Here is a 21037-nt window from a genome sequence, read left to right on the forward strand (position 1 = left end):
CGCTCTCAGCCCGCGGGCCGTTTCGTTTCCACTGCATCGCATCCTCACGGAGCCCATCATGGCCGACAAGCTGATCATCTTCGACACCACGCTGCGCGACGGCGAGCAGTCCCCTGGCGCCTCGATGACCAAGGACGAGAAGCTGCGCATCGCACGCCAGCTCGAGCGCTTGCGCGTGGACGTGATCGAGGCCGGATTCGCCGCGTCGTCCAACGGCGACTTCGAGGCGGTCAAGACGATCGCCGACCACATCAAGGGCTCCACCGTGTGCTCGCTGGCGCGTGCAAACGACCGCGACATCAGCCGCGCGGCCGAAGCCCTGAAGGGCGCCGCCTCGGCGCGCATCCACACCTTCATCGCCACCAGCCCGCTGCACATGGAGAAGAAGCTGCGCATGACGCCGGAGCAGGTGTACGAGCAGGCCCGGCTGGCCGTGCGCTTTGCGCGCAATCTGTGCGGTGACGTGGAGTTCTCGCCGGAGGACGGCTATCGCTCGGAGATCGACTTCCTGTGTCGTGTGCTGGAGGCCGTGATCGACGAGGGGGCCACCACCATCAACATTCCCGACACGGTGGGCTATGCGGTGCCCGAGCTGTACGGCAACTTCATCAAGACCCTGCGCGAGCGCATCCCGAACTCCGACAAGGCCGTCTGGTCGGTGCATTGCCACAACGACCTGGGGATGGCGGTGGCCAATTCGCTGGCCGGCGTGCAGATCGGCGGGGCGCGTCAGGTGGAGTGCACCATCAACGGCCTGGGCGAGCGCGCCGGCAACTGCTCGCTCGAGGAAGTCGTGATGGCCGTGCGCACGCGCCGCGATTACTTCGGGCTGGAGGTGGGGATCGACACCACGCAGATCGTGCCGGCTTCGCGGCTGGTGTCGCAGACCACGGGCTTTGTCGTTCAGCCCAACAAGGCCGTGGTGGGGGCCAATGCTTTTGCGCATGCCTCGGGCATCCACCAAGACGGTGTGCTCAAGGCCCGCGACACCTACGAGATCATGCGCGCGGAGGACGTGGGCTGGACGGCCAACAAGATCGTGTTGGGCAAGCTCTCGGGGCGCAATGCCTTCAAGCAGCGCCTCCAGGAGCTGGGTATCGAGCTGGAATCCGAGGCCGAGATCAATGCGGCGTTTGCCAAGTTCAAGGAGCTGGCCGATCGCAAGAGCGAGATCTTCGACGAGGACATCATCGCGCTGGTGGGCGACGAGAGCGTGACCAACGAGCAGGAACACTACCGCCTGCTGGCTCTGTCCCAGCACTCGGAGACAGGTGAGCGCCCCCATGCCAAGGTGGTCTTCGCCGCCGGGGATCGGGAATTCCATGGCGAAAGCGACGGTAATGGCCCAGTGGATGCCAGCCTGAAGGCCATCGAGGCCCACGTGCAAAGCGGGGCCGAGATGCTGCTGTATTCGGTCAATGCCATCACGTCGGGCAGCACGGAATCGCAAGGGGAGGTGACGATCCGCCTGCAGCATGGCGGACGGGTGGTCAACGGCGTGGGGGCCGATCCGGACATCGTGGTGGCCTCGGCCAAGGCCTATCTCGCCGCGCTGAACAAGCTGCACAGCAAGAACGAGCGTGTGGCGGCTCAGGGTTGACCCTTAGACCTGGTGCTCCTGGGCGTCACGTTTTCAGTGGAACTTGAGAAATAGTACGTAAGTTTTTGATCTTGCGCGTCTTTTTCTGATCGCCTACACTCGCCGTCCATGACTGCGGGAGTTGGGCAGTGACGCGAGCGGTTTGGGCAAGGGTGTGGCAGGGGCTGGTGGCCGGGATGGCCCTGGTGGTGGGTCTGTGCGCGCCCGGGCCGCTGCTGGCGGCCCAGGACGGTGGCAAGCGTCCGACGGCTTCGGCCAGCAAGCGCGCCGTGGCGGAATCGCCGGGCAAGAAGTCTGTGGCCCGGTCGGCGCAGCGCAGCAGCCGTTCCGTGGCGCGCTCGCGCCCGCCGGTGTCGGCCGGCCGGTCCTCGGTGGCGGCCAAGCGTCCCGTGGTGCAGCGTGTCACGGCGGCTTCCGCGACCTCGCGCGTTTCCTACGGGCAGGCGTTCGGGCTGCATGCTGTGGACGATCCCCTGGATCTGAAGTCCAGCGTTGCTCTGGTGCTCGACCAGGACACCGAAGAAGTGCTGTTCAGCAAGAACCCCCAGGCCGTGCTGCCGATCGCATCGCTCACCAAGCTGATGACGGCCCTGGTGGTGATCGAGGCCGGGCAGCCGCTGGACGAGATGCTGACCATCACGCGCGAGGACATCGATACCGAAAAGGGCAGCCGTTCCCGGCTGGCCGTGGGGACCCGCCTGAGCCGCGAAGAGATGCTGCATCTGGCGCTGATGTCCTCGGAGAACCGCGCGGCCCATGCGCTGGGGCGTCACTATCCGGGCGGCCTGGGCCCCTTCGTCGCTGCGATGAACCGCAAGGCCCGGGAACTGGGCATGCATGACACCCGTTTCGTCGAACCGACGGGCCTGTCCAGCCGAAACCAGTCCAGCGCCCGCGACCTGGCCGTCCTGGTGAAGGCCACCTATGACGTGCCCTTGATCCGGGAGTTGTCGACCTCGCCCGAGTACCAGGTGGTGGTGGGCAAGCGGCAACTGCACTACCGCAACACCAATGGCCTGGTCTTCAATCCGAGCTGGGAGATCGGCCTGCAGAAGACGGGCTACATCGCCGAGGCCGGCCGTTGCCTGGTGATGCAGGCCGAGCTGGCCGGACGCAAGCTCATCATGGTCTTTCTCGATTCGGCGGGGCGCTTCTCCCGGCTCGGCGATGCCGAACGGGTGCGCCGCTGGCTGCTGGAGCAGGGGGTGGGCGCTTCCGAGGGCTTGGGGGCCGAAGGCACCCCGCGTGTGACGTCCTGAGTGCCCACTGGATCGGGCAAGGCGTGGTCCGACCTCAGCCGCGATAGCCCAGGGCTGCCGAGATCTGGGCGGCCGTGGACTGCAGGCGTTCGAGCCAAGTGTCCTCGAGGCGATCGGCCGGGGCGGAGATCGACAGGCCCGCGACCAGCTTGCCCTGATCGTCCCGGATGCCGGCGGCCATGCAACGCACTCCCAACTCGAGTTCCTCGTTGTCGCGCGCGTAGCCGAACTGGCGCACCCTGGCCAGTTCACGTTCAAGCGTGCCCAGATCGGTGATGCTGTTGCGGGTGTGGCCCGCCAGTCCGGTGCGGGTGGCATAGGCCCGCACGCGCTGGGCGTCGTCCTGGGCCAGGAAGAGCTTGCCGACGGAGGTCAGGTGCAGGGGAGCGCGGCCCCCGACGGCACGCACCACCTGCATGCCCGAACGCTCGCTGTAAGTGCGTTCGATGTAGACGATTTCATCGCCCTGGCGGACCGAGAGATTGACCGGCTGGTGTGTGAGCTTGTGCAGTTCACGCATCGGCCCGAGGGCGGCATCACGCACGTCCAGGCGAGCCTTCACGAGATTGCCCAGTTCCAGCAGGCGCATGCCCAGCCGGTAGCTGCCGGCCTCGGGCCGGTCGACGAAGCGTCCGGTCGCCAGGTCGTTCAGGATGCGGTGGGCCGTGGAGGGGTGCAGCCCGGTCTGGGCGCTGATTTCCTTCAGCGAAACCGGGTCCTGGTGGGCAGCCAGCACGTCCAGCAAAGCGAACATGCGCTCCAGGACCTGGATGGTGGGGGTGTGGCCGTCGGACTTTCTCATGCCGTGATTGTCTCCTGAAACGACAAGTTTTTGCATGGCGAAATCAAGAGGGGGAGCCGGCGGCCGACCGAGCGGCGGCGACCCCCGCACGCACGGCGCCTTCCAGGGTGGCGGGGTAGGGGCCGTCCACGTGGTCGCCAGCCGCCCAGAGCCCGGGCGCGATGGCCGACGGCGGGCGCTGCAGGCCCGGTTCACACAGGAAGGTGGCGCGCTTCTCGACGAGGGTGCGCATCAGCCGCAGGGGAGGCCGAAGGTAGCGAGACAGCTCGCGACTGGCTTGGTCGTGGACGGCCTGGGCGGTGGCGTCCAGGCCCCGGGCCACCCAGGGGCCGGCACCGCTGATCACGAAGGCGAGCAGGCCGGTGGGGCCACCCAACCGGCCGCGGTCGAACACATACTGGGCCGGGGCGGTGTCGCTGCTGCGCAATGCGAGCATGGGCAGCGGCAGCCGGGCGCCCGCCGCATGGGCATAGACCGTCACGATGGGTTCGAAACGCAGGCTGTCCGCCCGGTCTGCCCACGTCGCGGCGTGGGGGCGTGCCAGTCGGGCCGCCTCGCCGGGCGGGCATGCCAGGATCACTGCGTCATAAGGGTCGCCATCGACCTGCCAGGACGTGGCCCCGCGGCGGTCCAGCGCGACCACTCGATGACCGCGTCGCACGCGCGCGCCGGCGGCTTCGAGCCAGCGGGCGGCCGGCTCGGGAAAGAGGGCGCTGAGGTCGGTGCGCGGCAACAGCAGGTCGCTGCCGCCGGGCCCCGAGCCCAGCGCATCGCGCAGCACGCGCAGGAAGACAGCGGCACTGGCGCGTCCCGCCGGCGTGTTCAGAGCGGCCACGCACAACGGGTCGATCAGTTCTTCGCGCACCCGCGAGGGCAGGCCGGCGCACAACTGCGCCACGGTGAGGGCCGCGTCGCAACGGAAGCGGCGCAAGGCCCACAGGCCGGCCCAGCGCAGCAGGGCCAGGCGTTCGCCCAGGGGCCATCCGGTGTGGTGCATGATGGCGTTCAGCAGCGCCGGCACGGGGCGGCCGGGGGATAGCCGCAGGCCGCTGCCGTCGGCATGAACCAACTGCAACGGGGTGCGCAGCAGGTCCAGCGTCGTGCGCACGCCCACCTGGCGCATCAGCCGCAGGCATTCCGTGTAGGCGCCGATCAGGATGTGCTGGCCATTGTCCAGCGCTGCGCCCTCGATGTCCACCCGGCGGGCGCGGCCTCCCAGGCGGGAGGCCATCTCGTAGAGGGTGACATCGAAGCCTTCGTCCACGGCCTGCACGGCTGCCGCGCAGCCGGCCCAGCCGGCACCGATCACTGCCAGGCGGCGGGTCATGCTCAGCGTCCCCGCCAATGGGTGCGCCAGGCGATCCACAGCTTGCGCACCGGCGTGAGCGCAATGCGCTGGTGCAGCACCTGGAAGCCAGTGGATTCCACCTCGCGCAACAGGGTGCGGTAGATGTTGGCCATCATCAGGCCGGGTTTCTGTGAGGCCCGGTCGGCCGATGGCAGCAGGGCCAGGGCCTCGTCATAGCAGCGGTGGGCCCGCTCGGCCTGGAAGCGCATCAGGGCCGTGAAGCGATCGCTGTAGACGCGGTTCAGGATCTCGTGGGCCTTCACGTCGAACTGCTGGAGTTCACTGACCGGCAGGTAGATGCGGCCACGGCGTGCGTCGTCGCCCACGTCGCGGATGATGTTGGTCAGTTGCAGCGCCAGGCCCAGCCGGTGCGCGTAGTCGATGGTGCCCGCTTCAGTGCGCCCGAAGATGCCGCTGGCCACCTCGCCGACCACGCCAGCCACGAGGTGGCAGTAGCGCTGCAGACCAGCGTAGTCGAGGTAGCGGGTCTGGTCGAGGTCCATCTGACAGCCCTCGATGACGGCCAGCAGGTGCTCGGCGCGGATCCCGTAGGCCGCGGCGTGTGGCATCAGGGCCTGCATCACCGGGTGGCTCGGGCGTCCCGCGAAGGACTCGGCAATCTCCTGGCGCCACCAGCCGAGCTTGGCCCGCGCGACACCGGGATCGCTCACTTCGTCGACCACGTCGTCGACCTCCCGGCAGAAGGCGTAGAAGGCGGTGATGGCGGCGCGGCGCGCGGGCGGCAAGAAGAGGAAAGCGTAGTAGAAGCTCGACCCGCTGGCCGCGGCCTTGTCCTGGACGTATTGCTGGGGGGTCATGGGGCTGGCAAGCGAGGCATCCGGGCAGCACGCCACAGCAGGATCGGGGCATCGAGGCGGTGCAACACGGGGCGGGTGTGAAGGGTGGCGTAGTCGAGGCGGCGGATTTTCTCAAGGATGCGCAGCCCGCCTTGCACGACCAGGCGCAGCTCCCAGCCGAAACGTCCGTGCACGCGGTGCACCAAGGGGGCGCCCTCGTGCATCAGGCCACGGGCCCACTCGGCCATGTCGCGCACCAGGGCCTGGGTGGCCGGCGTCTCATGCCGGGCCAGCAGCGAGGCCGGGGGGACCCGGTGGCGGGCACAGTCCTCCAGCGGGATGTACAGCCTGCCGCGTGCGGTGTCCTCGCCCAGATCCTGCCAGAAGTTGATGAGCTGCAAGGCCGTGCACAGGGCGTCGGACTGGCGCAGCGAGGCCTCGTCATCGATGTTCAGCAGATGCAGCAGCAGCCGCCCGATGGGGTTGGCCGAACGCCGGCAGTAGTCCAGCAGTTCCTGCCGGTCCACATAGCGGTGCTTGACGACGTCCTGCTCGAAGGCGCAGAGCAGGTCCTCGAGCAGGCTCACCGGCCAGCGGTGGCGAGCCAGGGCTTCTCCCAGGGGGCCGAAGACCTGGGGCCAGCGCTCGGATGCCGCCTGCCCGGCCACCGTGGCGGCCAGGTCGCGGCGATAGGCGGCCAGGTCGGCCAGGCGTTGTGCGGTGCTGCGGCGGCCCTCATCGGCCAGGTCGTCGGCCGTGCGGGCATACCAGTACAGGGCAGAGACGGCCGGGCGCAGTGCGGGGGGGCACAGCCAGGACGCCACGGGAAAGTTTTCATAGTGGTCCACGCTCACGGGGGCGATTGTCCACGCCTTTGGGGTGGGGCTGATGCGTGGCGGCGTCTTGACATCGCGCCAGCCTGAACCTAGAGTACTGACCGGTCAGTCAGTAAATTGCCGGTGTCCGTTCCCAGTCCTTGCCGCGCCTCGCAGAGCTGCGCGGGACGGCCGGCGATCTCTTTGTGCACAAGGCCCCCCTGATGTCCACGCCCTCGTCCCCCCTTGCCATCGTCCTCGCTGCAGCCTTGGGGTTGCTGGCGGGCTGCTCTCCTTCGCCGCCGCCGCAGGAGCCGGTGCGGGCCGTGCGCACTTTGACGCTGGCCCCGCAGTCGGCGACCGGCAGGCAGGAATACGCAGCCGAGGTGCGGGCCCGCACCGAGTCGCGGCTGGGCTTCCGGGTGGCCGGCAAGATGGTGCAACGCCACGTGAATCTGGGTGACACGGTACGTGCCGGCCAGGTGCTGGCCCTGCTGGACGCCCAGGATCTGCGTTTGGGCGAGCAGGCCGCGCGTGCCGCTGTGTCGGCGGCCCAGGCCAACCTCGAGCAGGCCGAGGCTGACTTCAGGCGCTTCACCGAGTTGCGGGCCCAGGGCTTCATCAGTTCGGCCGAACTGGAGCGCCGCGAGACGGCCCTCAAGGCGGCACGGGCCCAATGGGCTCAGGCCCAGGCGCAGGCGAACGTGCAGGGCAACCAGGCGGCCTACGCCAAGCTGGTGGCCGATGTGCCGGGTGTCGTCACCGGTATCGAAGCCGAACCCGGCATGGTGCTGGGTGCCGGGACCCCGGTGCTTCGGCTGGCACACGACGGCCCGCGAGATGCCGTGTTCGCCGTGCCCGAGGACCGGCTCGAAGCCTTGCGTGCGCTGGCTGCGGCCAGCACGCCGGTGCAGGTGCACCTGTGGGGACAGGAGGGGCGCAGCATCGAGGCGCGCATCCGCGAGGTGGCGGCGGCGGCCGATCCGGTCACGCGCACCTACACGGTCAAGGCGGATCTGGGCAAGGCATTGGTACCGCTGGGGCGCACCGCCACCGTGGTGATCGAGGGCCCGGCCCAGGCCGGTGTGGCCAAGCTGCCGCTGTCGGCCCTGCGCGAGCACCAGGGTCGTACCCAGGTGTGGGTGCTCGACCCCGACACCATGACGGTGAACCTGCATCCCGTGGAACTGGCCGGGGCGGACGGCAACGAAGTGGTCATCCGCAGCGGACTGGCGCCGGGCCAGATGGTCGTGACCGCGGGCGTGCATGTCCTCAACCCGGGGCAGCGCGTCAGGATCTACCACGAGGCGACCATGCCGGCGGCATCGACGGCCCCATCTGGCGCTGTGGCCGCCACATCGCCCAACACCCCCTGAGCCTTGACGTCGAGGTCTTCCGTGAGTTCACTGCACTTGCCGGCCTCGGGTGAGCGCCGCTTCAACATTTCCCGCTGGGCGCTCGAGCATTCGGCGCTCACACGCTACCTGCTCGTGGTGCTGATGGTGCTGGGCTTTGCGGCCTATTTCCAGCTCGGGCAGGACGAGGATCCGCCGTTCGCCTTCCGCGCCATGGTGGTGCGCGCCTACTGGCCGGGTGCCACCGCACAGCAGATCGCCGACCAGGTCACTGACAAGATCGAGCGCACACTGCAGGAAGTTCCCTATGCGGACATCATCCGCAGCTACTCCAAGCCGGGGGAGACGCTGATCATCTTCCAGGTGGCCGACTCCTCGCCGCCGGAGCAGCTGCAGCAGATCTGGTACCAGACGCGCAAGAAGGTGAACGACATGCGCGGCACCTTGCCGCAGGGCGTGATCGGGCCCTTCTTCAATGACGAGTTCGGCGATGTGTACGGGGCGATCTATGCCCTGTCCTCCGATGGCTTCAGCCCGCGCGAACTGAAGGAGCACGCCGACCGGGTCCGGCAACAACTCCTGCGTGTGCCGGATGTGGCCAAGGTCGAGATCTTCGGCGCGCAAGACGAGAAGATCTACATCGAGGTCTCGCAGGCGCGTTTGGCGCAACTGGGGCTGGACTTCAATCAGGTGATCGCGCAGCTCGGCCAGCAAAACGCCGTCGAATCGGCCGGCGTCGTCACCCTGCCCACCGATCAGGTGCAGTTGCGCGTGGGCGGCCCCTTCAACTCCGAGGAGGAGTTGCGTGCCTTTCCCATCCGTGCAGCGGGCAACACCCTGCGGCTCGGCGACATCGCCGAGGTGCGCCGCGGCTACGTCGATCCGCCGCAGGTCAAGGTGCGCCACCAGGGGCAGGAGGTGTTGGCCCTGGGGGTCTCAATGGCCAAGGGCGGCGACATCATCCGACTGGGCCGCGAACTGGAGGCCGCTGTGGGGCGGATCCGCGCCGAGCTGCCCGTGGGCATCGAGATGACGCAGTTCCAGGATCAGTCCACGGTGGTCTCGCGGTCGGTCAATGAGTTCATCAAGGTGCTGATCGAGGCCGTGGTGATCGTGCTGGCAGTGAGCTTCATCAGCCTGGGCCTGCACATGCGGCCGCTGCGGCTGGACTGGCGTCCGGGCATGGTGGTGGCCATCACCATCCCGCTGGTGCTGGCCATCACCTTTGTCACGATGTTCTACTGGGGCGTGGGACTGCACAAGATCTCGCTGGGCTCGCTGATCATTGCGCTGGGCCTGCTGGTGGACGACGCCATCATCGCCGTCGAAATGATGGTGCGCAAGCTGGAGGAGGGCTACGACAAGCTGCGCGCTGCCACCGCCGCCTATGAGATCACCGCCATGCCCATGCTCACTGGCACCCTGATCACCGCCGTGGGCTTCCTGCCCATCGGCATGGCCAAGTCGGCCGTGGGTGAATACACCTTCGCGATCTTTGCCGTCACGGCCGCCGCGCTCGTGATCTCCTGGCTCGTGTCGGTCTACTTCGTGCCCTACCTGGGCACGGTGCTGCTCAAGACACGCGCCCAGGCCGGTGAGCAGCCTCACGAACTCTTCGACACGCCGTTCTACAACCGTTTCCGTCGCGTGGTGGGCTGGTGCGTCCGGCACCGCTGGATCACGATCGGCCTGACCGTGCTGTCGCTCGTGCTGGGCGTGGTGGGCATGGGCCGTGTGCAGCAGCAGTTCTTCCCGGATTCCAACCGGCTGGAGGTGCTGGTGGACCTCTGGCTGCCCGAAGGGTCCTCCTATCAGGCCACCGAGGACGTGGCGCGTCGCGTCGAGGCCCGGCTGATGAAGGAGGAGGGTGTGGCCAGCGTGAGCACCTGGGTGGGCAGCGGTGTGCCGCGCTTCGCGCTCGTGCTCGACCAGATCTTCCCGCAGTCCAACGTCAGCCAGATGATCGTGATGCCCAAGGACCTGTCGGCCCGCGAGGACCTGCGGCGCCGATTGCCGGCCGTGCTGGCCGAGGAGTTCCCGGAGGTGCGCGGCCGTGTGAAGCTGCTGCCCAACGGTCCGCCGGTGCCCTATCCGGTGCAGTTCCGCGTGATCGGCTCCGATACGGCGCAGGTGCGGCGCATCGCCGACGAGGTCAAGGCCGTGATGCTGGCCAACCCCCACCTGCGTGGGGTGAACGACAACTGGAACGAGTCGGTGAAGGTGCTGCGCCTGGACATCGACCAGACGCGCGCCCGCGCCCTGGGCGTGACCAGCCAGGCCATCGCCCAGGCGCTGCGCACGGCGCAGACGGGCAACACCATCGGGCAATACCGTGAGGGCGACAAGCTGATCGACATCGTGCTGCGCACGCCCGCGCAAGAGCGCGCCGCATTGACCGACCTGTACAACGCTTATGTGCCCACGGCCAGCGGCCGCAGCATCCCGCTCACCCAGGTGGCCCGTGCCGAGTTCGTCTGGGAGCCCGGTGTGCTCTGGCGCGAGGGCCGCGACTATGCCGTGACCGTGCAGGGCGACGTCGTGGAAGGGCTGCAGCCGGCCACCGTGAGCTTCCAGATCGACCCTCAGCTCGACGCAATCCGCGCCAGGCTGCCGGTGGGCTACCGCATCGACATGGCTGGCACGGTGCAGGAAAGCAACAAGGGCACCGGTTCGATTGCCGCGGGCGTGCCGGCGATGCTCTTCATCACCTTCACGCTGCTGATGCTGCAGCTGCACAGCTTCAGTCGCGCGTTGCTGGTCTTCCTGACGGCGCCGTTGGGCATCGCCGGCGTGGCTGCCGCCCTGCTCATCCTGGACCGGCCTTTCGGCTTCGTGGCCCTGCTGGGGGTGATTGCGCTCATGGGCATGATCATGCGCAACTCGGTCATCCTGATCGACCAGATCGAGCAGGACCGCGCCCGAGGGGTTCCTGACTGGCAGGCCGTGGTCGAGGCGGCCGTGCGCCGGCTGCGACCCATCCTGCTGACGGCCGCGGCCGCCGTGCTTGCGATGATCCCGCTGTCGCGCAGCATCTTCTGGGGCCCGATGGCGGTGGCCATCATGGGCGGCCTCATCGTGGCCACGGTGCTCACCCTGCTGGCGCTGCCGGCCATGTATGCCGCCTGGTTCAGGGTGAAAGAGCCCCGCGACCCGGTGCCGGGTTAAAATTCGCAGTTTCCTGGAACACCCATAGGAACACCTGAAGGGGAGCAGGCCGCTCCCCTTTCGATTTGCGCGGGTGGCGAAATTGGTAGACGCACCAGGTTTAGGTCCTGACGCCAGCGATGGTGTGGGGGTTCGAGTCCCCCCCCGCGCACCACATTCAAACGAGAGAGATCACCATGGCCGTGACTGTTGAAACCCTCGACAAACTGGAACGCAAGATCACGCTGACGCTGTCGGCCGAGGTCATCAAAAATGAGGTCGAATCCCGCCTCAAGCGCCTGGCCCGCACCGTCAAGGCCGACGGGTTCCGTCCCGGCAAGGTGCCGCTGAGCATCGTGGCCCAGCGCTACGGCTTTTCCGTCCAGTACGAGGTGATGAACGACAAAGTGGGCGAAGCCTTCGCCAAGGCCGCCAACGAGGCCCAGCTCCGGGTGGCCGGCGTCCCGCGCATCACCGAGAAGGAGGGCGCGCCCGAGGGTGAGCTGGCCTTCGATGCCACCTTCGAGGTCTATCCGGACGTCAAGATCGGTGACTTGTCGAGCACCGAAGTCGAGCGCGTGTCCACCGAGGTCACCGATGCGGCCATCGACAAGACCCTGGACATCCTGCGCAAGCAGCGCCGCACTTTCCATCAGCGCCCGGCGGCCGAGGCCGCAGCCGATGGCGACCGGGTCACGATCGACTTCGAAGGCAAGATCGACGGCGTGCCTTTCGAGGGCGGCAAGGCCGAGGGCTTCCAGTTCCTGCTGGGCGAGGGCCGCATGCTCGAGGCTTTCGAGAAGGCCGTGCGCGGCATGAAGGCCGGCGAGTCCAAGACCTTCCCGTTGAAGTTCCCCGACGACTACCATGGCAAGGACGTGGCTGGCAAGGAAGCCGACTTCCTCGTCACGCTGAAAAAGATCGAGGCGCAGCAGTTGCCCGAAGTCAATGAAGCCTTTGCCCGGTCGCTGGGCATCGCTGACGGCTCGGTCGAGGCCCTGCGGGCCGACATCCGCAAGAACCTCGAACGCGAGGTGAAGTTCCGCGTGCTGGCCCGCAACAAGGGGGCCGTGATGGACGCACTGCTCAAGGTGGCCGAGCTCGACGTGCCCAAGGCCCTGGTGCAAGGCGAGATCGAGCGCATGACCGAGGCGGCCCGGGCCGACCTGAAGGCCCGCGGCGTCAAGGATGCCGACAAGGCCCCGATCCCGGCCGAGATGTTCCAGCCCCAGGCCGAGCGTCGCGTGCGCCTGGGCCTGGTGGTGGCCGAGCTGGTGAAGACCCATGACCTCAAGGCCCAGCCCGACCAGATCAAGGCCCACATCGAGGAGCTGGCCCAGAGCTACGAGAAGCCCGAAGAGGTGGTGCGCTGGTACTACAGCGACATGCAGCGTCTGGCCGAGGTCGAAGCCGTGGTGCTCGAGAACAATGTCACGGAGTTCGTCCTGGCCCGCGCCAAGGTCGTCGACAAGACGGTGCCGTTCGACGAACTCATGGGGGCCTGATCCCGCGTGAGGCCCACCACGGGGCGCTGCGCTGGGACCGGCGCAGCGCCCCGTTCGCTTTGCAACCCCTTGCGGCCGGCGAGGGCGCAGGCGAACCGCCATAATCGGCGCTGCTTCCATCTTCCTCTCGTCCGCATCGCAAGGATCGCCTTCATGAGCTCCCTGGACCTCCAGAACCTGGGCATGGTGCCCATCGTCATCGAACAATCCGGCCGCGGCGAGCGTGCCTATGACATCTACAGTCGTCTGCTGCGCGAGCGTGTGGTCTTCCTGGTGGGCCCGGTGAATGACCAGACCGCCAACTTGGTGGTGGCCCAACTGCTGTTCCTGGAAAGTGAGAACCCCGACAAGGACATCTCGCTGTACATCAATTCCCCGGGCGGCAGCGTAAGCGCCGGCATGTCGATCTACGACACCATGCAGTTCATCAAGCCCGACGTGTCCACGTTGTGCATGGGCATGGCCGCCAGCATGGGGGCCTTCTTGCTGGCTGCCGGTGCCAAGGGCAAGCGCTTTGCGCTGCCCAACTCGAAGATCATGATCCACCAGCCGCTCGGGGGGGCCCAGGGGCAGGCCTCGGACATCGAGATCCATGCCCGAGAGATCCTCAAGACGCGCGACCAGCTCAACCGCATCCTGGCCGAGCGCACCGGCCAGCCACTGGAGAAAATCCAGGCCGACACCGAGCGGGACTATTTCATGGGCGCCCCGGAAGCCCAGGCCTACGGCCTGATCGACCGCGTGCTCGAACGCCGCGAACAGGGTTGAGGCCCGCCGGCTGCCGACCACCGGGCAGCCGGAAAAACAGGACAGCAAACGGGGCCTTTCCTTCGACCCGGGCCCCGTTTTCTTTTGACTTATCATCCTCCGAAAAGCACCCAGCCGAGTCCCGAACCATGCCCGAGAAAAAAGGCTCTTCCAGCGAGAAAGTCTTGTATTGCTCCTTTTGCGGCAAGAGCCAGCACGAGGTGAAGAAACTCATTGCCGGGCCGTCGGTGTTCATCTGCGACGAGTGCATCGACCTGTGCAACGACATCATCCGTGACGAAGTGCCGGCCGAGGCCCCGGAAGGCCGCGCTGCCCGCTCCGACCTGCCCACGCCCTCGGAGATCAAGGCCAGCCTCGACCAGTACGTGATCGGGCAGGAGGCGGCCAAGCGCATCTTGTCGGTGGCCGTCTACAACCACTACAAGCGCCTCAAGCACATGGGGGCGCAGGCGGGCAAGAAGGATGAGGTCGAACTGGCCAAGAGCAACATCTTGCTGATCGGGCCCACCGGTTCGGGCAAGACCTTGCTCGCCCAGACGCTGGCGCGGCTGCTCAACGTACCCTTCGTGATTGCCGATGCCACCACGCTCACCGAGGCCGGCTACGTGGGCGAGGACGTCGAGAACATCATCCAGAAGCTGCTGCAGAACTGCAACTACGAGGTCGAGCGCGCGCAGCGCGGCATCGTCTACATCGACGAGATCGACAAGATCTCGCGCAAGGCCGACAACCCCTCCATCACGCGCGATGTCTCCGGCGAAGGGGTGCAGCAGGCTCTGCTCAAGCTGATCGAAGGCACCATGGCCTCGGTGCCGCCCCAGGGCGGCCGCAAGCATCCCAACCAGGATTTCCTGCAGATCGACACGACCAACATCCTGTTCATCTGTGGAGGGGCTTTCGACGGGCTGGAGAAGATCATCCAGAACCGTTCGGAGAAATCGGGCATCGGCTTTGCCGCCTCGGTGAAGAGCAAGTCCGAACGCAAGCTCTCGGACGTGTTCCGCGACGTCGAACCCGAGGATCTGATCAAGTTCGGCCTGATCCCCGAGCTGGTCGGCCGGCTGCCGGTGGTGGCCACCCTGGGCGAGCTCACCGAGGACGCCCTGGTGCAGATCCTCACCGAGCCCAAGAACGCCCTGGTCAAGCAATACCAGAAGCTTTTTTCGATGGACGGCGTGGAGCTGGAGATCCGGCCGTCGGCGCTGGTGTCCATCGCCCGCAAGGCGCTGGCGCGCAAGACCGGCGCCCGCGGTCTGCGTTCGATCATGGAACAGGCCCTGATCGACACCATGTTCGACCTGCCCGCCCTGGACGGCGTGGCCAAGGTGGTGGTGGATGAACACACCATCGAGGAAAACACCAAGCCCCTGCTGGTCTACCGCGAGCAGGCCAAGGCCAGCGCCTGAGGGACCGGGGCGCACCCGTCACAGGGAACGCCCGTCTTGCAATTGAACTCTCGAGCCCCACATCCGGCTTGAGAAAGAGAGGTCTGTGATGTCTGGACATCCCGTTTTGCCCGCCGATCCCATCGAGCTGCCGCTGCTGCCGCTGCGCGACGTCGTGGTCTTCCCCCACATGGTCATCCCGCTGTTCGTGGGCCGGCCCAAGTCGATCAAGGCGCTGGAATCGGCCATGGAGGCCGGTCGCCAGATCATGCTCGTGGCCCAGAAGGCCGCCGGTAAGGACGAGCCCCGCGCCGACGACATGTTCTCGGTGGGGTGCGTCTCCAGCATCCTGCAGATGCTCAAGCTGCCCGACGGCACCGTGAAGGTGCTGGTCGAGGGCTTGCAGCGCGCCACCACCGACCGCATCGACGACAGCGGCGAGCATTTCGTGGCCGTGGTGCGCCCGGTGCCGCCCGAGACCGAGAGCTCGCCGGAGATCGAGGCCCTGCGCCGTGCGGTCACCCAGCAGTTCGACCAGTACGTCAAGCTCAACAAGAAGATTCCGCCGGAGATCCTCACCTCCATCGCGGGAATTGACGATGCCGGCCGCCTGGCCGACACGATTGCCGCCCATCTGCCGCTCAAGCTCGAGAACAAGCAGTCGGTGCTCGACCTGTTTTCGGTCGCCAAGCGGCTGGAGCGGCTGCTCGAGCAGCTCGAGCACGAGGTCGACATCCTGCAGGTGGAAAAGCGCATCCGCGGCCGTGTCAAGCGCCAGATGGAGAAGAGCCAGCGCGAGTACTACCTGAATGAACAGGTCAAGGCCATCCAGAAGGAGCTCGGCGAGGGTGAGGAAGGCGCCGACCTCGAGGAGCTCGAGAAGAAGATCGCCGCGGCCCGCATGAGCAAGGAAGCGCGCAAGAAGGCCGAGAGCGAGCTCAAGAAGCTCAAGCTGATGTCGCCGATGTCGGCCGAGGCCACAGTGGTGCGCAATTACATCGACACCCTGGTCAACCTGCCGTGGAGCAAGAAGACCAAGATCAAGCACGATCTGGTGCACGCCGAGGAAGTGCTCAACGAGGACCACTACGGCCTGGAGAAGGTCAAGGAACGCATCCTCGAATACCTCGCGGTGCAGCAGCGCGTGGACAAGGTCAAGGCCCCCATTCTGTGCCTGGTGGGGCCCCCGGGCGTGGGCAAGACCTCGCTGGGCCAGTCGGTGGCGCGTGCCACGGGCCGCAAGTTCGTGCGCATGGCCTTGGGCGGTGTGCGTGACGAGGCCGAGATCCGTGGCCATCGCCGCACCTACATCGGCTCGATGCCGGGCAAGGTGCTGCAGAGCCTGACCAAGGTGGGGGTGCGCAACCCGCTGTTCCTGCTCGACGAGATTGACAAGCTGGGCATGGACTTCCGCGGCGACCCGTCGTCGGCGCTGCTGGAGGTGCTCGACCCCGAGCAGAACCACACCTTCAGTGACCATTACGTCGAGGTCGACTTCGACCTGTCCGATGTGATGTTCGTGGCGACGTCCAACTCGCTGAACATCCCGCCGGCCCTGCTCGACCGCATGGAGGTGATTCGCCTGTCGGGCTACACCGAGGACGAGAAGGTCAACATCGCCCAGCGCTACCTGCTGCCCAAGCAGTGCAAGAACAACGGCGTGAAGGACGAGGAACTCGAGGTGACCGAGTCGGCCATTCGCGGGATCATCCGCTACTACACCCGTGAGGCCGGCGTGCGCTCGCTCGAGCGCGAGATTTCCAAGATCTGCCGCAAGGTCGTCAAGGGCCAGGCGCTGAAGAAGTACGAAGGCAAGGTCGTCGTCACCGAGGACAACCTCAACGAGTTCCTCGGTGTGCGCAAGTTCCAGTACGGCCGCGCCGAGCAGGAGAACCAGGTCGGGCAGGTCGTGGGCCTGGCCTGGACCGAGGTCGGTGGCGACTTGTTGACCATCGAGGCGGTGGTGATGCCGGGCAAGGGCAACACCATCCGCACCGGACAGCTCGGCGACGTGATGAAGGAGTCCGTCGAAGCGGCCCGTTCGGTGGTGCGCTCGCGCGCTCGTCGCCTGGGTATCAAGGACGAGATGTTCGAAAAGCGCGACATCCACATCCATGTGCCCGATGGCGCCACGCCCAAGGACGGCCCGAGCGCGGGCATCGCGATGACCACGGCGATGGTGTCGGCGCTGACGGGCATCCCCGTGCGGGCCGATGTTGCGATGACCGGCGAGATCACGCTGCGCGGTGAGGTCACGGCCATCGGCGGCCTGAAGGAGAAGCTGCTGGCCGCCCACCGTGGCGGCATCAAGACGGTGCTGATCCCTGAGGAGAACGTCAAGGACCTGCAGGAGATCCCCGAGAACGTGAAGGACCAGCTCGAGATCCTTCCGGTGAAGTGGATCGACAAGGTGCTGGAGACCGCGCTGGTGTCCAAGCCCGAGCCGTTGCCCGAGGAAGAGGTGGTCAAGGTCGAAGCGGCCAAGGACGCCCCGGCGGCAGGCAGTGCGGAGGTGCTGACGCATTGAACACCTCGCTCTTGCTCGTGTGAGCGGAAAAGGGCTTGCACGAGGAAGAAAATCTCATCTATAATGCGAGCTTCTGCGAAACGCTGAAGACTTCAAAGACGAAGCCAGCAGCGAATCAAAGAAAACAGTGCGGGAGTAGCTCAGTTGGTAGAGCGCAACCTTGCCAAGGTTGAGGTCGCGAGTTCGAGACTCGTCTCCCGCTCCAGATGCTGAAAGGGAAGCTTCTTCAGATCTCCTTGATCCAAGCAGCTTCCCTTTTTCATTGGTAGCATTCGTTGCCGATGACCGGCTCCGGCCCTGCGCAGGAGCCGCCCCCAGGGCGGGGTAGCAAAGTGGTTATGCAGCGGCCTGCAAAGCCGTCCACGCCGGTTCGATTCCGGCCTCCGCCTCCATCTCCCCTTCCATTGTCCCCGTCCTGAGCGGCCTCGTACGGCCCGCAGGTATCGCTGCGCTGGGGGCCCCCGTGCTTGCGGGTTTCGTCGCAATTTGTAGCGATTGCAATGCGGGGGTTTCAGTATCCTGCGCGTCTTGTGGCTGGAACCTGAACCTTGTGCATGGACGCCCGTCTGATCGAACCCCTGTCAGCTGACCGACCCTGCGGCGAAGATCTCTCGTTCTCTGGCGAGTTCGACGCCATCCGCGAGATGCGGCGCGAAGATGACCCGAGCCTCGACCAAGGGGCCTGGGTCACGGCCCTGAAGGTGGCCGACTGGCCGGGCGTGGAGGCCTTGTGTGCCAAGCTGCTGGCCGAACGCAGCAAGGATTTGCGCCTGGCGATGTGGTGGACGGAGGCTGCAGCCATGCAACGCGGCTACGCCGGCCTGGCCGAAGGCCTGGGGCTGTGCGTCTCGCTGTGCGAGCGCCACTGGGACCACCTGCATCCTTTGCCCGAGGAGGGGGATGCCGCGCAACGCATCGGCAACCTGGCCTGGCTGCTCCATCGCATCGTCGGTCTGGCCCAGGAGCTGCCGATCACGTCGGCACGCCACACCTTGCGAGATCTGGCGTCGGCGCGACAGCTCCAGCAGCAGATGGAACGCCATCCCGACGAGGCCGCTCAGCTCGCCGAAGGGCGGCTGACGATGGAGCAGTTGCAGCGTGCCGTGCGCGAGACGCCGGCGCCGCAGTTGCTGGCCGTCGAGGCCGCGGCACGGGCATGCCTGGACCGCCTGGCGGCCTTGCAGGCGCTGTGCGACGCCCGGCTGGGCGAGGAGGGCCCGAGCTTTGCCGCCGCGCGCGAGGCCCTGGACGCTGCCGCCCATGAGATGGGCCGGCTGTGCAAGGGCGCTGGGCTGCTGGCCGATCGCGCGCCGGAGGTCTCGGTCGATCCGACGGCACGGGGGGGCGAGCCGTCCGAGCCGCTGCCGATGCCGCCGACAGCGGGGCTGCACAGCCGCGAGCAGGCCCTGCGGCAGCTGCGCGAGGTGGCAGCCTTTTTTCGTCGCACCGAACCCCACAGTCCGGTGGCCTACCTGGCCGAAAAGGCGGCGCGCTGGGGTGAGATGCCCCTGCATCAATGGCTACAGGTGGTGCTCAAGGATCCAGGCGCGCTCGCTCATGTCGAAGAGCTGTTGGGCGTGGACCAGCCTTCACGCCCCTGAAGAAGGGCACTGATCGGAGCCCCGGTTCGCTGCGAGGGATCGACCGGCTGCGGCGTGATGCTGCGCGAACCAGTGACGGGTGCGGTTTGCGAATGCCACCAGGGAGAGCATGACCGGCACCTCGACCAACACGCCCACGACGGTGGCCAGGGCTGCGCCCGAATGCAGACCGAACAAGGAGATGGCCACGGCCACCGCGAGCTCAAAGAAGTTGGATGTGCCGATCAAACACGCCGGAGCGGCGATCTCGTACGGTAATCGCATCCAGCGTGCTGCTGCGTAGGACAAGGCGAAAATGCCGTAAGTCTGCAGCAGCAGCGGAACGGCGATCAGTGCGATGACGGCCGGTTGCCGGACGATCGTTTCGGCTTGCAGCGCAAAGAGCAAAACGACGGTGGCGATCAACCCGGTCACGGAGGCCGGTTTGAGTGTGGCCACACGACGAGCGAGATGGTCGGCTCCGCCTGTGGTCAGCCAGGTGCGGCGGGTCAGAATCCCCGCCACCAAGGGCAGCACGACGTAGAGCAGCACCGACAGCAGCAAGGTTTCCCAGGGGACGACCACATCCGTGACGCCGAGCAAGAACGCAGCGATCGGCGCGAAGGCGAAGACCATGATCAGGTCGTTGACCGACACTTGAACCAGGGTGTAGTTCGGATCACCTCGCGTGAGCTGGCTCCACACGAACACCATGGCAGTGCAAGGCGCCACACCCAGCAAGATCATGCCGGCAATGTATTCGTTGGCGCTTTGTGGGTCGACCCACGGCGCAAACAGGTGTTGAAAGAAGAGCACACCCAAGGCGGCCATCGTGAAAGGCTTGATGAGCCAGTTCACCGTCAAGGTGAGTAAAAGCCCTTTGGGGCGTGCGCCCACATCCCGCACGGCGGCAAAGTCGATCTGGATCATCATGGGATAGATCATGATCCAGATCAGCACGGCCACGACGAGGTTGACGTGCGCCACCTCCAGGCGGGCGATCCACACAAATACGCCTGGAGCGGCCAGCCCGAGGGACACCCCCAGGGCGATCGCCAAGGCGACCCAGATGCTCAGGTAGCGTTCGAACACGCCCATCGATGTCTTCCCCCAAGAGTTCAGGACTGGGCCAGCCGGCGGGCGAGAGCCGCGATCGCGCCGCGATCGGTCTCGGGTGAAGTTTGCGCAATCAAGGCCTCGATGCGCTGGCGTAGGGCGAGCATCGTGCCTTGGAAGGCCTCAAGGCGGGTGGCTTCGTCGCCTGCGACCGCCGACGGATCGGGATAGCCCCAGTGGACCGTGACTGGATGACCAGGCCAATAGGGGCAGGCTTCGCTGGCCGCGTGGTCGCATACCGTGATCACCAAATCCATGGTTGGCGATTCTGCTGTGGCAAATTCGTCCCAGGATTTGCTGCGCAAGCCCTCGATCGGGATGCCAGCTTGCTCGAGAACACGAAGCGCCAAGGGGTTGGGTGCGGTCTTGGGCTGGCTGCCGGCGGAATGGGCACGAAAACGCCCCTGGCCCAAATGATTCAGCAAGGCCTCGGCCAGAATGCTGCGGGCGGAGTTGTGTGTGCACAAAAAGAGCACGTGCAGTGGTGTGGGGGTCATGATCGGGGTGTTGTCGGTGGGGGACAGCAGTTTGCATCCTCGCCCGTGCGGTCAGGCAGGGCGTGGTCCATCGAAGCCGATAACGAAGTCAGCTCACAAGGAGTCCCCGCGCAGCAGTGCACGGTGAGAAATTCGATCAGCTCGCGCATTTGCACGTAGCCGGCGCGGTAGACGATGTGACGACCCTGAGGCTGGGCTTGCACCAAACCGCAGTGCAGCAATTCCTTGAGATGGAAGGACAAAGTACTGGGACGGATCTCCAGCGCTAGGGCCAAGGCTCCCGGCGTGAGGCCTTCAGGGCCCGCCTGGATGAGGTGGCGGACGATCGCAAGCCGGCTCGGCTGGGCCAGTGCAGCCAGACGTACGGCCGCTCGTTGCAGCGCGGGAGCTTCGGCTTTGGGGTCTGAGATGGGCAGAGCGCCTTCCATTATTCTATCTTTCTACAAATATCGAATTATTGTCAATACGCAGGAGGCGGCGGGCCCGCTGACCCGCGGGCGCGGTGCTTCGTCACCGAACGCTCATGGTTTTGTCACATG

Annotated in this window: 16 protein-coding genes and 3 tRNA genes; 12 read left to right on the forward strand and 7 right to left on the reverse strand. The window is 66.4% G+C overall.

Annotation, left to right across the window (positions count from 1 at the left end):
- Window positions 1-58 precede the first annotated feature (58 nt).
- Complete coding sequence (locus AC1ECW_RS11915; protein WP_481201911.1) at window positions 59-1600, forward strand: 2-isopropylmalate synthase; 1542 nt, start codon at window positions 59-61, stop codon at window positions 1598-1600.
- Window positions 1601-1776: 176 nt separating this feature from the next.
- Window positions 1777-2859, forward strand: coding sequence for a D-alanyl-D-alanine endopeptidase (pbpG, locus tag AC1ECW_RS11920; RefSeq protein ID WP_481201957.1), 1083 nt, complete (start codon window positions 1777-1779; stop codon window positions 2857-2859).
- Window positions 2860-2893: 34 nt separating this feature from the next.
- On the opposite strand, the gene AC1ECW_RS11925 is transcribed toward pbpG, so the two are convergent.
- The 4 genes from AC1ECW_RS11925 to hpnC are packed head-to-tail and all read right to left on the reverse strand — an operon-like array spanning window position 2894 to window position 6660.
- Window positions 2894-3661 carry an IclR family transcriptional regulator gene (locus AC1ECW_RS11925; protein WP_409708917.1) on the reverse strand — a complete coding sequence of 256 codons (768 nt, stop codon included), beginning with the start codon at window positions 3659-3661 and terminating at the stop codon, window positions 2894-2896.
- Window positions 3662-3704: 43 nt separating this feature from the next.
- Window positions 3705-4988, reverse strand: coding sequence for a hydroxysqualene dehydroxylase HpnE (hpnE, locus tag AC1ECW_RS11930; protein WP_481201912.1), 1284 nt, complete (start codon window positions 4986-4988; stop codon window positions 3705-3707).
- 2 nt (window positions 4989-4990) lie between these two features.
- Window positions 4991-5827, reverse strand: coding sequence for a presqualene diphosphate synthase HpnD (gene hpnD / locus AC1ECW_RS11935; RefSeq protein ID WP_409708911.1), 837 nt, complete (start codon window positions 5825-5827; stop codon window positions 4991-4993).
- Window positions 5824-6660, reverse strand: a complete 837-nt coding sequence (gene hpnC / locus AC1ECW_RS11940; protein ID WP_481201913.1) for a squalene synthase HpnC — start codon at window positions 6658-6660, stop codon at window positions 5824-5826. Before hpnC ends, hpnD begins: the two co-directional genes overlap by 4 nt.
- A gap of 185 nt (window positions 6661-6845) precedes the next feature.
- On the opposite strand from hpnC, the gene AC1ECW_RS11945 reads away from it, so the two are divergent.
- The 10 genes from AC1ECW_RS11945 (at window position 6846) to tssA (ending at window position 18906) form a co-directional block, all read left to right on the forward strand.
- The gene (locus tag AC1ECW_RS11945; protein ID WP_481201914.1) at window positions 6846-7997 is read left to right on the forward strand and encodes an efflux RND transporter periplasmic adaptor subunit; all 1152 of its coding nucleotides are present in this window, start codon (window positions 6846-6848) and stop codon (window positions 7995-7997) included.
- A 21-nt stretch (window positions 7998-8018) separates the two neighbouring features.
- Entirely contained in the window at window positions 8019-11141 is a 3123-nt protein-coding gene (locus AC1ECW_RS11950) for an efflux RND transporter permease subunit (protein WP_481201915.1), read from the forward strand.
- Window positions 11142-11208: 67 nt separating this feature from the next.
- Window positions 11209-11295: transfer RNA gene (locus AC1ECW_RS11955), tRNA-Leu, on the forward strand.
- Window positions 11296-11317: 22 nt separating this feature from the next.
- Window positions 11318-12625 (forward strand): trigger factor, encoded by a 1308-nt coding sequence (gene tig / locus AC1ECW_RS11960; RefSeq protein WP_481201916.1) that lies wholly within the window; start codon window positions 11318-11320, stop codon window positions 12623-12625.
- Between the two features lie 153 nt (window positions 12626-12778).
- Window positions 12779-13393, forward strand: a complete 615-nt coding sequence (clpP, locus tag AC1ECW_RS11965; RefSeq protein ID WP_409662423.1) for an ATP-dependent Clp endopeptidase proteolytic subunit ClpP — start codon at window positions 12779-12781, stop codon at window positions 13391-13393.
- A gap of 128 nt (window positions 13394-13521) precedes the next feature.
- A complete protein-coding gene (gene clpX / locus AC1ECW_RS11970) occupies window positions 13522-14799 on the forward strand; it encodes an ATP-dependent Clp protease ATP-binding subunit ClpX (protein ID WP_409702559.1) in 1278 nt (425 codons plus the stop codon).
- An 88-nt stretch (window positions 14800-14887) separates the two neighbouring features.
- Window positions 14888-17305 (forward strand): endopeptidase La, encoded by a 2418-nt coding sequence (gene lon / locus AC1ECW_RS11975; protein ID WP_409702557.1) that lies wholly within the window; start codon window positions 14888-14890, stop codon window positions 17303-17305.
- A 129-nt stretch (window positions 17306-17434) separates the two neighbouring features.
- Window positions 17435-17510 (forward strand) — tRNA-Gly (locus tag AC1ECW_RS11980).
- A 113-nt stretch (window positions 17511-17623) separates the two neighbouring features.
- Window positions 17624-17697, forward strand: a tRNA-Cys gene (locus AC1ECW_RS11985).
- Between the two features lie 162 nt (window positions 17698-17859).
- Window positions 17860-18906 (forward strand): type VI secretion system protein TssA, encoded by a 1047-nt coding sequence (gene tssA / locus AC1ECW_RS11990; protein ID WP_409702555.1) that lies wholly within the window; start codon window positions 17860-17862, stop codon window positions 18904-18906.
- Here the strand turns inward: tssA and arsB are convergent.
- The 3 genes from arsB to AC1ECW_RS12005 are packed head-to-tail and all read right to left on the reverse strand — an operon-like array spanning window position 18895 to window position 20926.
- Window positions 18895-19983, reverse strand: a complete 1089-nt coding sequence (arsB, locus tag AC1ECW_RS11995; RefSeq protein WP_481201917.1) for an ACR3 family arsenite efflux transporter — start codon at window positions 19981-19983, stop codon at window positions 18895-18897. The genes tssA and arsB overlap by 12 nt on opposite strands.
- A gap of 20 nt (window positions 19984-20003) precedes the next feature.
- Window positions 20004-20498, reverse strand: coding sequence for an arsenate reductase ArsC (locus AC1ECW_RS12000; RefSeq protein ID WP_481201918.1), 495 nt, complete (start codon window positions 20496-20498; stop codon window positions 20004-20006).
- Window positions 20495-20926 carry an ArsR/SmtB family transcription factor gene (locus tag AC1ECW_RS12005; protein ID WP_481201919.1) on the reverse strand — a complete coding sequence of 144 codons (432 nt, stop codon included), beginning with the start codon at window positions 20924-20926 and terminating at the stop codon, window positions 20495-20497. The genes AC1ECW_RS12000 and AC1ECW_RS12005 overlap by 4 nt, the downstream gene beginning before the upstream one ends.
- Between the last annotated feature and the right edge of the window lie 111 nt (window positions 20927-21037).

The sequence above is a fragment of the Caldimonas hydrothermalis genome (genome assembly GCF_056746695.1).